The organism is Rhodococcus sp. RCBS9 (assembly GCF_029457415.1).
GTDB classification, from domain to species: Bacteria; Actinomycetota; Actinomycetes; order Mycobacteriales; family Mycobacteriaceae; genus Rhodococcus_F; species Rhodococcus_F qingshengii.
Window position 1 is genome coordinate 2,420,229 of sequence record NZ_CP120422.1, and the last position, 13,445, is coordinate 2,433,673.

Genomic DNA, 13,445 nt, shown 5'->3' on the forward strand with positions numbered 1-13,445 from the left:
CGAATCGGGGGACCAAGGTTCGGCGCACGATCACGAGCGGATCTTCGCCGGCGCCTCCATGGGTTACGCGGACGTGAAAAACGCCCCGAACCTGGTCGGTTCGGGGCGTTTCCCTCATCGCAAATCAGCTGTTGACACCTGAGTGAACTACTCGCGACAACCAGAACGCGCCAGGAATCCGCCTATAGCAACACCTGACAAAGCAATGGCTGCGCCGACGACGGCGCTGACCATCACCGTGCGAGCATCTGTGCCGCCCGCTGTCGGTGCAGCGGCCGGAAGAACCGCCGGTGCCGCGACAGCTCCGGAAACTACCGGCGCGCCTTCGACCGCCACTGCCGGTATTGCCGCCGCCACGGCGGCAGTGACCTTCTCGGGGATGCCGTTGGCAATGACGCCGTCGATGCTCTTGAAGAACACCCCGGCCATCTTCTTGGCTACACCGGTGATCATGCGCTGCCCGACGCCGCCGACCATCCCGCCGACCACGGCGTCGGCGTCATACGAAAGCAGCGTGCCACCCTCGTTCTCCGTCAAGGTGACCGTGACGTCCGCCTTCACCGTGCCGGGAGCACCCGCCCCCGAAGCCGTCATGACAAACGAATTTGGCCGATTCTGTTGCGACAGAACAACCTCGCCGTCGTAGACGCCCTTGATCGACGCGACCCCCGCCATGATGGAGAGCTTGTAGTGATTGTCCGTGAGCTGCTCGAGCGACTGCACACCGGGAATGGTCGCGGCCAGTACACGACCGTCCTGGAGCTTGTCGTAGACCTCTTCGCGAGGTGCCGTCAGCTGCGCGGTGCCGGCGATTCTCATGCATTCTCCTCTGATGACGAACCCGCGTGTGCGAGTCGAAGTTCGAACAGTTCGGACGGTGAAATGGGCATGGACGTGATCGAGATTCCTTCGGCGTCCTCGATGGCAGCCGCGATGACGGCGCTGGTGGGGATCACACCCGCCTCACCGGCACCCTTCATTCCGAGTGGGTTGAGTCCCGACGGCGTGACGGTGTGATCCATCTCGAGCGAATCCGGCATCTCGGTGACGAACGGCATCAAGAAGTCCATGTACGACGCGTTGAGCATCTGCCCGTGCTCGTCGTAGACGATCCGCTCGTAGAGTGCGCCGCCGATACCTTGCGCGACGGCGCCCATGACCTGACCTTCGACGATGCGGGGGTTGATCACGTTTCCGCAGTCGTGGATGACAACGTAACGACGGACCGTGATCTCGGCTGTCACGGGATCGGTTTCGACGATCGCCGCGTGCACTCCCGAAGCGAAGGTGGAACTGGGCGGCGAGTAGTAGCCGGTTGCTTCCAGACCGGGCTGCTCACCCTCGGGAATCGGCGGCTTCGACATGTCCGTGTCGGTCTTGGCGAAACCGGTGGCCAGCTTCGACTCACGGTCGAACGCATATCGTAGCGGGTTCGACAGCACGGCAACAACACTCAGCGGTACGGACGTACCTTCCACGCCGGCTTCGGTGCCGATCTTGCACACGTGGCCTTCCCGGAGTTCCAGTTCGGTTTCCGGCAGATCCAGGATTCCGGACGCGATCTTCTTCGCCTTCTCCGCGACCATCTGCGCCGCGACATGGAAGGCCGAACCTGACATGACCGCACCACGCGAGGCGAAAGTGCCGACGGCATAACCGAACCGGCGGGTGTCACCCGTGACGATCTCGACGTCGGAGACCTTGACTCCGAGGTCGTCCGCAACGATCTGGGCGAACGCGGTCTGATGGCCTTGGCCTTGCGTCGTCAAGCCTGTTGCGGCCTTGACCTTTCCGGACGTCTCGACCACGACGTGCGCACCCTCGTAGGGTCCGGGTCCGGTTCCCTCGACGTACGCGCCGATACCGATGCCGACCGACCGACCTTCGGCACGAGCCTTCCTCTGGTACTCGGGAAATCCGTCCCAGTCGATGAGCTTCTTGAGCTTGTCGATGCCCGCCTGGTAGTCGCCCGTGTCGTAGATCAACGGGCGTCCGTCCTGGAACATCAGGCCGAAGTCGTACGGCATGTCCTCGGGGCGAATGAAGTTCGCCTCCCGCACCGCGATCTTGTCCTTGTTCAGGTACTTGGCGATGGCGTCCATGGATCGCTCCATCGCGAACACGGCCTGCGGACGTCCGGCGCCGCGGTACGGGGTCACGATCACGGTGTTGGTGTACAGCGAATAGGCGTTGACCCGGAACGACTTCGGCTTGTACGGCCCGAGAACCTGCGTCGCGGTGTTGATCATGACGATGATCCCGTACGGCAAGTAGGCACCGTTGTCGTGCCAGAACGTGAAGTCGAACGCCAACAGACGACCCTCGTCGTCGAATCCGATGTCGACCTTCTGGATCTGCCCGCGCTCGTGTGCGCTCGAGATGAAGTGCTCACGGCGATCCTCGACCCACTTCACCTCACAGGAGATACCGGCCTGGCCGAGGCGTCGAGCGGCCCACGTGATCATGACTTCTTCGGGCCACGGGTGAACGATCTTGACGCCGAATCCGCCGCCGACGTCAGGAGCGATGCAGTGAACCTTGTTCAGCGCCATCCCCAATCGCGCGGCGATTGCGGCGCGGGCGGACGTGGACGTCTGGGTGGAGGTCCAGAACGTGAGGGTGTTCTCGTCACCGTCCCAACGTGCGTAGACACCCTTGCCCTCCATCGGCATGGAAGCCGAACGCTCGATTTCGAGATCCAGCGTCAGTCGGTGCGGCGCGGCGGCCAGTTCGGCATCCAGATCTCCGAACCCGTGCTGCAGGTGAGCGGCGACGTTGTCCGGAACGTCGGCGTGGACGGCGTTGGCGGCGGTGCGAGCGACGTCGATCCCCACTACAGGCTTCAGCGCCTCGTAGGTGACGTCGATCTTCGCGCAAGCGTCCTCGGCGATGTACCGGTTGTCCGCAACCACCATGGCGATGGCTTCGCCGACATGCTTCACCTCGTCCTTCGCGAGGGGATACCCGTTGCGCGGAGCGATGATTCCCGGATGAGGAATGAGCAGTGGCAGGTTCTCCGCCATTTCCGGCGTGTCCGCGAGGAGATCTTCGTAGGTGTAGATGGCATGCACACCAGGCACTTCCAGCGCCTGGTCGATGTCGATGTCGATGATTCGCGCATGAGCGTGCGGCGACCTGACGAATGCCGCGATCAGCGCGTTGTGGCCCAGATCGTCGAGGTATCGCCCCTGACCGCTGAGCAGACGCGTATCTTCCTCGCGCGGAATCGGTTTACCGAAGAACTTGCCGTCGTCGGCAACCGAATGATCGGCCGTCGAATGATCGGAAGCGGGATGCTTCGCCCCGTTGCGCTTTGCTGGTTTGACCGGAGTACTCATGCCTTACCCGCCCGTCCTCCGACGGGATTCGTTGTTCCCCGCACTTTACGATCCAACGCCTCCCGAGTGGACGCGTCGTCGATTCCGAGCGGGAACTGCCCGGCCCGTTCACGCTTGATCTCGGCTGCGCGCAGAACCGACGCCCTGATGTTCTGGTACCCCGTACAACGGCAGAGGTTTCCCGCTATCGCGTCGGTAGCTTCCTCCCGCGTGGGGTTGGGGTTCTCCTCGAGAAATGCCGCGATGGTCGTCACGAATCCCGGAGTGCAGAATCCGCACTGCAGACCGTGACAATCCTTGAACGCCTGCTGAACCGGATGCAAAGTGCCGTCCGGCTCGACGAGGCCTTCGACGGTGGTGATCGATCGACCTTCGAGGCTGGCCGCGAGGACGAGGCAGGATCGAACAGGCTTTCCGTCGAGCAGCACGGTGCACGCACCACACACGCCGTGTTCACAACCCACGTGCGTGCCCGTCTTACGGAGGTGGTGACGAATGGCATCCGAAGCCAGAGTGCGGGAGGGAAGAACGACGGTGTTCGTCACCTCGTTGAGCGTGAACGTGACAGCTACATGGTGCTCACCGGTATCTGCTGCCAGCTCGGCAAGTTGATCATCGATGGAGCGATCGTTTTTGGACATTGTCACCACTTTCCTGCCAGTACTGCGTTCTCACTGAGAGCATCCGTTGCCGCCGCGAAGCCGACCCGCGCCGTGAGCGCGGACACCAACTGCGAGCGGTACGCCGCCGTCCCGTGAATGTCTGCCTCGGTATCTATCTGCGCGCGGGCGCATTCCCCGAGGGTGCGCCACCGCGGGTCTCGCTGATCCGTCGCGGACGCCCCCGCCAGCACGTTCGTGTAGTCCACGACCTGCCCCAGCTCTCCGGCGGACACGTACGTCATGTGCGCTTCGGCCACCAGACCGTCGACCACGCGAATCCGGGCGACGACGCCGACCAGTGCATAGTCACCGTGACGACGCGCGATCTCGTCGATGGCGGTTCCCACGCCGGGTTCGGCGGCGGGCACCGACACCGACACCGCGATCTCGTCTGATTCCAGGCTCGACTCGAGAGGGCCGGCGAAGAGATCCGTCGACGCGATCTCGCGGGTGCCACGCACCGACTGGACGGTCACGCTGCCCCCGAGCAGCGTCAGGACTGCCGGCATCTCCGCCGACGGATCGGCATGGACGATGGAGCCGACGCTCGTCCCGCGGTTACGGATCGTGGGGTGCGCTACCAACTGCAGAGCACGGTTCAGCAGAGGCTGGACTCGACGAGCACCTTCGTCGGCCGCCAGCACCGAGTGCGTGGCCAGGGCCTGGAACCGCACTCCTTCGTCTTCGGACGAGGTCACCGAAGCGAGGTTCGGGATCGATCCGATGTCGACGATGTGGGCGGGCGCGGCGAGGCGCATGGACAGCAGCGGCACAAGCGATTGCCCACCGGCGAGCACCTTCCCCTCGTGAGAGACCTCGGAGAGGATTCGGCACGCGTCCTCGACCGAGGACGGTCGGTGATAAGTCAGCGGCGACGGTTTCATTACTCAATCCTGCCTCTATGAGTCACTTCACGTTTTGTGCAGATGTGACAACGGTCACGGGTCATACCTGGCATACATTCAACTTGGCATCACGTGAGCTGCGCCACGGGCTCTTCGCGTTCGTCATCTGACGCATTCGCCCCCGGCGTTGCGCCCGGCCGCCTGCCGGACTTCGGCCTGTTCAGTTCAGGGTTCCAGGACCCCACGAGCCGGCAGAGGTGGTACATCACGATCAAGACGATGGTGCCGAGCGCGATACCTCCGAGCGAGAACGTGTCACTGAACTTCAGCGCCGTGTCGCCGATACCGATGATCAGACCGGCGGCAATCGGCATCAGATTCAGCGGGTTCCCGAAGTCGACGCCGTTCTCTTTCCAGATCTTGGCGCCGAGCAGACCGATCATGCCGAACAGAACCACAAGAATTCCGCCCAGGACGCCGCCGGGCGTCGCCGCCATGACTGCTCCGAACTTGGGCGAGAAGCCGAGCAGGATCGCGATGAAACCCGCAATCACGTACGCGGCGGTCGAGTACACCCGCGTGGCAGCCATGACACCGATGTTCTCGGCATGAGTCGTCGTAGGGGAGCCGCCTACTGCGCTGGCGATGGCGGTGGCAAAACCGTCACCGGCAATGGCGCGTCCGATGTACGGGTCGAGATCGTCGCCCGTGATCTCGGCGACGGCCTTGACGTGTCCGGCGTTTTCCGCGACCAGTGCGATGACACCGGGAAGCACCAGAACGATGAACGTGAGGCTGAACGAGGGAGCGTGGATACCGACGATCCCGTTGGCTTCGTCCGAGAACGGCGGCAACCCGAACCAGGACGCCGAGTGCACCGAATCCCAGTTGACACGAAAGTGCTCGGTGGGTGCGCCGCTACCACTGGCGGACGTGATCGGACCGGAGAGCCGGTCGAGGACCCACGAGAAGATGTAGCCGAAAACCAGCGCGACGAGAATGGCGATACGTCCCAGGAAGCCGCGTAGCGCAACGCTCATCACGATCAGTGCAACCATCACGATCAATGCCACCCACTGATCCTGCGGCCAGTACAACCCCGCGACCACAGGCGCCAGGTTGAAGCCGATCAACATCACCACAGCGCCGGTGACCACCGGCGGTAGCGCTTTACTGATGACGCCACCGCCGAGAAAGTGGATGGCGATGCCGACGAATCCCAGAACCAACCCCGACACCAGAATCGCACCGGTCACTTCGGCCGTCGTTCCACCTTGGGCACGAATGGCGGCAACGCCACCGACAAAAGCTGCGGATGTTCCGAGGTAGCTGGGGACGTGCCCCTTGACCACCAGCAGGAAGAAGAGCGTACAAAAGCCTGACATCATCACGGCAAGTTGAGGATTGAGGCCCATGATGATCGGGAAGACGAACGTCGCGCCGAACATCGACACGACATGCTGGCCGCCCAACCCGATGGTTCTCGCCCAACTGAGTCGCTCGCCGGGAGCGACCACTTCACCGGCTCCGATGTTCTTTCCGTCTCCGTGCAACGTCCAGATCGGCATCACGAGACCTTTCGCAAAGGAGGAAGGTGTTCGAAATGCTTTGTGCCCCAGCTCACAAACACCGTGTCTGGAGTGAAACGCTAATGCAGGACCGAGATTTGGACGTGATGACAATCTGCCAGAACCCACTCACCGAGATTGGCAACAATGGTGGCAGATGATGCGGGCAGGGGTCATCGTCAGTGTTGGAGGCAGTTTCGACCGAAATGAGGACCACGCCACGAAGGGCCCAAACATTTTCTTCGGCTTAATGATTCCGTAACACGATGTCTGTCAACGGAAAACGACAGTCCTAGCCGAGGGCTGCGAGGATTCCCGCTGCCATCTCCGCGACCTGATCATCGGTCATCACAAACGTCGGCGAAATCTGCATCGCACCCTGACCCGCAGCGCGACCCGAAATACCATGCTCGCGAAGCGTCTTCACGAACGGCAACGCCTCCGCCGGATCAGCCAACTGCAATGCCGCGACCGCACCGAGCCCACTGCGAACCTCCGCCACCCGCGGATGCTCCGCCAGCGGTTGCAGATGCGTATGCAACGACGCCTCCAAACGCTTCGACTCCGCGAGCAGATTCTCACGCTCGAGAATGTCGAGGTTCGCCATCGCCGCAGCAGCAGCACCGGCATGACCGCCGTAGGTGTACCCATGGCGCCACCACGAACCCGCATAGAACGGCTCCGCCACCCGCGGCGCGATGAACACCGCACCCATCGGCACGTAACCCGACGTCAAACCCTTTGCCGTGGTCATCATGTCCGGCTGCAAATCGAAACGAGTGGACGCGAACCACTCACCACCGATACGACCGAAACCGGTCACGACCTCGTCGACGACAAACAGAATGTCGTGCTCACGGCAGATGTCACGCACCTCCGCCAGATACCCCTCCGGCGGCAGATACACCCCACCCGCACCGATGATCGGCTCCGCGAAGAACGCAGCGATCTTGTTCGCACCGATCTTCTCGATCAACTCGAGCAGACTCTTCGCATCATCCCAGCCGACCGTCGCCGCATCCGCCATCAGCTCGCCGTACCCCTCACGGTTCACCGGAATACCAGCGAGAGCCGTTCCGGCAACGTGCATTCCGTGATACGCCTTCTGGCGTCCGACGATGATCGTCTTCTCCGGCTGCCCCACCTCGTGCCAGTACCGACGAGCAAGCTTCGCCGCAGTGTCCACCGAATCCGAACCACCCGAGGTGAAGAAGATCTTGCTCCCGGCAACCGGCGCGATCGTCGCCAGACGCTCGGCCAACACCTGCGTGGTCTCGGGAACAAAATCACCGAAGTTGGAGAAATGAGCGATCTTCGACAACTGAGCCGCCACCGCATCCGCGATCTCCGTGCGCCCGTGCCCGACATTGGTGAACCACAGGCCCGCCGTCGCATCCAGATACCGCGTGCCCTCGCGGTCCCAGATGTACGCGCCCTCACCGCGAGAGACGACAAACGCGCCGTTCTTCTCCACAGCGCCCATGTCCGCGAACCCGTGCCACAATGCCGAAGCCATCGTCTTTCTCTCCCAACTGGATACGTTCGAAATAGATCGGTCAGTTCACGCGGAGTGCGGGCGGAAGAACCCGCTCGACCCACTGGGTTGCCTGCTCGAATGCGTAGGCGAGTTGGAGTACGTCCAAGTCGGCTCCGTGCCGACCGATGATCTGGATACCCATGGGAAGCGAACGATCGTCGAAGCCGACCGGCATCCCCGCAACCGGAACCCCGGCCATCGTCCAGGGAACAACCGTCTCCATCCACCGGTGATACGTGTCCATCGATCGGCCGTCGACGGTCTCGGGCCAGTGAGTGTTCTTGTCGAAAGGAAACACCTGGGCACTGGGCGCAAGAATGTAGTCGTAGGTTTCGAACATCTTGGTAATGGCCGACAGCCAGCCGTTGCGGGCCTCCGCGGCCTTGGTCACGTCGAGAGCCGACAGTGTGACCGCGTGCTCGAGTTCCCACAACAGTTCGGGCTTCATCAACTCGCGCAAGCTCGGATCGTTGTACTGATCGATCAAGCCGAGCTGTGCCCACCAACGCCACCGCAAGAACAGTTGCCAGATGTCCTCGGGTTTGAAGTCGGGAAGCGCCGCCTCGACGCGGCACCCCAACTGTTCGAAGACCTCGAACGAGGATTCGCACAACTCGAGAACTCCAGGTTCGGTTGCCAGGTAACCGTTCCAGTCACCGACCCATGCGATCCGAGAGCCCTTCAGATCACGTGCGAGGCTTTCGGTGAATACCGCGGGATCCTCACGAATCCCCAACGGTGCATAAGCATCCGGCCCCGCCATCGTGGAAAGCAGGTGAGCCACGTCGGTGACGGTTCGGCCCATCGGGCCCACAACGGCGCCCTGAGCGATGAATCCCGTCTCCGGTATCCGACCCCAGGATGGTCGAAACCCAACAACGTTGTTGAATGCCGACGGGTTTCGGAGCGAACCCATGTAATCGCTTCCATCAGCCACCGGCAACATGCGGAGCGCCAACGACGCTGCGGCGCCACCGCTGCTACCGCCGGCAGTGCGCGAATTGTCGTACGGCGACACCGTCGTACCCCACACCGGGTTGTACGTCTGGGATCCGAGCCCGAACTCCGGTGTGTTCGTCTTGCCGATCACGATGGCACCGGCAGACCTGATCCGCTTGACGAACAGTTCGTCATCTTCGGCGATTCGGTCCGCGAACATCGGCGACCCGGACGTGAACGGCAGACCCTTGGCCGCCGAAAGATCCTTCACCGCATGCGGAAACCCGTGCATCCAACCGAGATACTCCCCACTCGCCAACTGCGAATCACGCTCGCGCGCCTCCGCCGTCAACGCTTCCCGATCCCGCAATGCGACAATCGCGTTCACCGCCGGGTTATGTAATTCGATCTGATCGAGGAAGCTGTCCATCACCTCGACACACGACACTTCACGCCTGCGTATCAGACCACTGAGCGTGACCGCATCGGCCATGACGAGTTCGCGATTCTCGGGCGCACCGGAAACGCTCTCGTCGACAGGGTCAGCAGCATGAACCATCGTGAATCCTTTCAAGCAGTGAAGTGGGGTACGCCGCGGCGGACTCGCCGCCACCGGCAACTGATTCGAGGACGAATTGCCGGTGGCGGCGCGACTGTCGAGGTTTCCAGCGAGGTTCTTGCCTACTACTGACCGAGATCGACGATGGCAGCGACTGGGCCGCCGCCCTCGGGACCCTGGTGCGCTGCCGATACCGAGACGAACACTGCCGGATCGCCGGTGACAGCTGCCGTGACTCCGCCGACACACGACTTGATCTGGCGGTGCCAGTGCACGTCGGAGTCGTCGAGCATCGCATTACGACGGCCACGGACCGTTCCGTCCTGACTGGCCTCGCACTTCAAGAACACGTTGACGAGTTGACCGTCCAGGTCGCTCGAGTGCGGCCGCTCCGGAAGTTCGAGTCCGGCGTCACGGATCGCCGCCCAGATGCCGTCCTGGTCGAGCGGATCCTTCATCACGCTGTGGCCGATCCGGTAGCGTCCGCCGACGCCACGTGCGTTACCGACGACGACGATCTGCGCGCGGTCCAACTCGACGCCGGACGAGCAGGATGCGACAGAGGAGAAGAGTTCGCGGCTGTGCATGACATCCTCGTCGGTCGGCATGTCGATTTCGCCGAGCGCAACCGCGATCCCCAGAGCCGTTCCGCCGTTGGACAGGTCCATCGACTCATGAGTCTGTTCGGTCCACACAGTCTTGCCGCGGCTCTTGGCGTCACGGATGGTGTGAATTGTCAGCAACGGAGTCTTGGTCTGTACGTAGTGCACGTCGGCGGGATCGGTGATGCCGGCATTGGCCATCGCGTCTTTCACTGCCGCAGCAACTTTGGTGATCATGGCCGTACGGCCGATGTCCTCGGGCAGCAGTTGCTCACTCATGGCGACACCCACGGTCAGGCGCGGCTCGTCGGTCTTGGTGACCTTGTCTGCCGGCACGGTCGCGAAGATCGTCGCGTGCGGGCTGATCACGCCGTCCGTGCCGCCGGACCAGACGATCGGCACCTCCGCCACTTCTTCGGGGCTGCGATTACCCTTGGCGGAGAGAACCTCTCGGAACGCTCGGTCCGCGATGATGCGCGTGTAGTCGTTGACGCCGCCGTTACCCTCGGTTTTGCCGATGACTGCAATGACGCGGTCGGCCTCGAGGACACCGTCGTCGATCAGCTTGGCGAGCTCACTGGCGTCGGAGACGCTGTGTAGCGGAACCTTACGGACCTCGATTGCTTCGGGCATTGGCATCTCCTTGTATAGGGAATCGTGGAGGCAAAATTGGGCCTTGACAGCTCCGGGCGCCCAGTCCAGCCGAGCGGTTCGGAACTGCCGTGTCGACCACGCTATGACGACTCGAACCCATCGGCATCGTCAATACTTGCCCAAACGAAAACCGCGATTGGTTATTTCGACTCCGAATCACCGGTTGTGCGCCGCCCCATCGGTTCTCACTTACGATTCGACCATGGACACCACTGTTGTCGACCATCCGCTGGCGGCATCGCTGCTCACGACCATGCGCGACGCTCGCAGCGACAACGCAACGTTCCGGTCCGCCTTGCGCAGACTGACCCATATGTTGGTCTACGAGGCCATGCGCGGCGCAGAACTGGAACAGTTCGACATCGAGACGCCAGTTGCTCCGACGCTGGGGGTGCGGCTGGCGAATCCACCACTCCTGGTCCCGGTCTTGCGAGCGGGCCTCGGCATGGTCGAACAGGCGAGTGCCCTCATTCCGCAGGCAGGCGTCGGTTTCGTGGGAATGGCACGAGACGAGAAGACACACCAGCCGGTTCCGTATCTGGAGTCCCTGCCTGCTGATCTGTCGAGCACCCCCGTCTACGTCCTCGATCCGATGTTGGCGACCGGTGGATCCATCGTCCGCACAATCGATCTGCTCATTGCACGCGGAGCCACCGATGTGACTGCAATATGTGTCGTCGTGGCTCCGGAAGGGATCGAAGCACTGAAGAACTCCGGACATCCGGTCCGGCTCCTCACAGCGAGCATCGACGACGGCCTGAACGAAAATGCTTTCCTGATACCTGGACTCGGAGACGCGGGCGATCGCCAATTCGGGCCGCGGTAGTTGGCAGACATACGGAGAACCGCTCATTCCGAGAGGCTATTTTCGTCAACTGTTGACAATGTTCACTGTGAGATCGAGCGTAGTCTCGCGACATGGATAGATCTGCCAAATATTCGAGCGAAGAGCTTCAACATTTGCCAGAAGGTGGCGACTACAGACTCACAGTTCGGGATGTCCTCGAGCTGCCCAGTCTGCGTGGAGCCGAAGTCCTTGCCGGGCACGGGGGCTTGCGCCACCTCGTTCAATCGGTGAACGTGATGGAAGTACCGGACATCCTCGCTTGGGTGAAGCCGAACGAGTTGTTGGTGACAACCGGGTTCCCGCTGCGCTACGGGCGAACCGGCGAGCTTCTCGACGACACAGATCTCAGTGACCTCGTCGACGGTCTTGCACGTCGAGGAGTCGCGGCACTTGCCGTGAAAACGGGCCGTTATCTCGACGAGCTGCCCGAGGCGATGCTGCACATGGCAGAGCAGCGAGGGCTTCCGCTGTTGGTTCTTCCCGTCACCGCGGGATTCGACGAGGTGATCTCGGAGGTCTTCACCAAGTTGGTGGCGAAGCAGTCCGCGGCACTCGACATTGCCGATCGACTTCACCGCTCGTTGACGTCGATCGTCTTGGAAGGTGGCGATCTACCTCAGATTGCCGCAGAATTCGCCGCGCTTTTCGACGTCAGCGTTCTCATCTGCTCGCCGGACGGAAGAGTGTTGACGGAGGCCGGAGATTCAGCCGCGCTGAACGCGCTTCCGTTGTTCGAAAGCACCGGTCGGTTCCTGACCGAACGGGTCGCTGTCGGTTTACAGAACGCGCCCAAAGGATTTCCTGGTCAGTTGGCGCTCACCCGGGTGGTGGCCGGCGGCACCGACCACGGCCGAATGGTGGCGTACGCCGGCACCCACGAACTCGGCGCAGTTGTCGTTCAAGCGCTGGAGCGAGCGGCCACCGTTGCCGCGCTGGCCGTCACCAAACAGCTGGCAGTTGCGGCAGTGGAATCCAAGTTCCGCGGCGACTTCCTCCGCGACGCACTGATAGGCGAAGCCGGCTCGCCAGCGGAAGTGAGCGCGCACTTCACCCAGTTGGGGTGGGATGTCACTCGTCCACTTACCGTTGTGGTTGCAGAACTCGACGTCGATCACCCGGAATCCCAGCACGCGAATTCCACTCGCACGGACCAAGATCGACTCAGCGACGGCTGGCAACAAGTGGTACGAACACACGAGCGGACAGCGCCGTCCGTCGGGTTTCGACACGAGGTGGTCACGCTTTTCCCGACCAGCACCGACCGTGCGGTTCGGGACATCGAAGGGTTGGTGCGCAAGGTTGCCGGCGATCGCACCAGCGGCCGCCGATCCTTCAGCACGGGAGTGAGCCGGGTGATCTACTCCCTGGCCGATCTACCCGCGGCCTACGACCAAGCCTGTACAGCCGTGGTCGTCGGCCGACGTATCAACGGGCCGGGGCAGATCGCACACTTCGACGAACTCGGTGTACACCGACTCCTCTCGCTCCAGACGGACAAGAGCGAACTGCGTTCGTTCACCGATGACGTTCTGAAGTCCTTGTCGGCGGACAACGCCGAAGCCGCTGACCTGCGTCTGACACTCCAGACCCTGCTCGACTGCAATTGCAATGTCGCCGAGGCCTCCCGGGCGCTACACATGCACTACAACACTTTGCGTTACAGAATCGGAAAGCTGGAGAGCGTCGTCGGATCGTTCACCGACGACCCCGTCCTTCGATTGAACGTCTCACTCGCCCTGCAGGTCATGAAGATGCACGAAATGTCATGACTTCGCACGATATGAGCTGACAGAACGTCCCGATAACGGTTCGATACAACCGCAATCGCGCCGCCCGGTGAGCGTTCGTCACTTCTTACCCACCACTGACACCCGTCGTCGGCAAGGTTACCCAT

General features: G+C 62.2%; 11 protein-coding genes. 3 read left to right on the plus strand and 8 right to left on the minus strand.

Annotated features, from left to right (window positions below):
- Positions 1-147: 147 nt before the first annotated feature.
- The 7 genes from P0M12_RS11545 to P0M12_RS11575 form a co-directional block, all read right to left on the minus strand.
- Positions 148-819: a carbon monoxide dehydrogenase subunit G gene (locus P0M12_RS11545; RefSeq protein WP_003946004.1), complete on the minus strand. Its 672-nt coding sequence runs from the start codon at positions 817-819 to the stop codon at positions 148-150.
- Positions 816-3,338, minus strand: a complete 2,523-nt coding sequence (gene cutA, locus P0M12_RS11550; protein ID WP_019746089.1) for an aerobic carbon-monoxide dehydrogenase large subunit — start codon at positions 3,336-3,338, stop codon at positions 816-818. The genes P0M12_RS11545 and cutA overlap by 4 nt, the downstream gene beginning before the upstream one ends.
- The gene (locus tag P0M12_RS11555) at positions 3,335-3,979 is read right to left on the minus strand and encodes a (2Fe-2S)-binding protein (protein ID WP_003946048.1); all 645 of its coding nucleotides are present in this window, start codon (positions 3,977-3,979) and stop codon (positions 3,335-3,337) included. The genes cutA and P0M12_RS11555 overlap by 4 nt, the downstream gene beginning before the upstream one ends.
- A 2-nt stretch (positions 3,980-3,981) precedes the next feature.
- Complete coding sequence (locus P0M12_RS11560; protein WP_047271858.1) at positions 3,982-4,884, minus strand: FAD binding domain-containing protein; 903 nt, start codon at positions 4,882-4,884, stop codon at positions 3,982-3,984.
- An 89-nt stretch (positions 4,885-4,973) separates the two neighbouring features.
- Complete coding sequence (locus tag P0M12_RS11565; protein ID WP_003945984.1) at positions 4,974-6,413, minus strand: solute carrier family 23 protein; 1,440 nt, start codon at positions 6,411-6,413, stop codon at positions 4,974-4,976.
- A gap of 292 nt (positions 6,414-6,705) precedes the next feature.
- Positions 6,706-7,929 carry an aminotransferase class III-fold pyridoxal phosphate-dependent enzyme gene (locus tag P0M12_RS11570; RefSeq protein WP_277377738.1) on the minus strand — a complete coding sequence of 408 codons (1,224 nt, stop codon included), beginning with the start codon at positions 7,927-7,929 and terminating at the stop codon, positions 6,706-6,708.
- Positions 7,930-7,969: 40 nt separating this feature from the next.
- Positions 7,970-9,448: an amidase gene (locus P0M12_RS11575; RefSeq protein ID WP_007735205.1), complete on the minus strand. Its 1,479-nt coding sequence runs from the start codon at positions 9,446-9,448 to the stop codon at positions 7,970-7,972.
- On the opposite strand from P0M12_RS11575, the gene P0M12_RS11580 reads away from it, so the two are divergent.
- Complete coding sequence (locus tag P0M12_RS11580) at positions 9,440-9,580, plus strand: hypothetical protein (RefSeq protein ID WP_155277953.1); 141 nt, start codon at positions 9,440-9,442, stop codon at positions 9,578-9,580. The two genes, P0M12_RS11575 and P0M12_RS11580, sit on opposite strands and share 9 nt — an antisense overlap.
- Here P0M12_RS11580 and P0M12_RS11585 read toward each other — a convergent pair.
- Positions 9,574-10,683, minus strand: coding sequence for a ring-opening amidohydrolase (locus P0M12_RS11585; protein ID WP_007735206.1), 1,110 nt, complete (start codon positions 10,681-10,683; stop codon positions 9,574-9,576). The genes P0M12_RS11580 and P0M12_RS11585 overlap by 7 nt on opposite strands.
- Before the next feature lie 223 nt (positions 10,684-10,906).
- Between P0M12_RS11585 and upp the strand changes: the two genes are divergently transcribed.
- Positions 10,907-11,530 carry a uracil phosphoribosyltransferase gene (gene upp, locus P0M12_RS11590; RefSeq protein WP_007735207.1) on the plus strand — a complete coding sequence of 208 codons (624 nt, stop codon included), beginning with the start codon at positions 10,907-10,909 and terminating at the stop codon, positions 11,528-11,530.
- A gap of 92 nt (positions 11,531-11,622) precedes the next feature.
- Entirely contained in the window at positions 11,623-13,320 is a 1,698-nt protein-coding gene (locus tag P0M12_RS11595; protein ID WP_039973473.1) for a PucR family transcriptional regulator, read from the plus strand.
- Positions 13,321-13,445 lie beyond the last annotated feature (125 nt).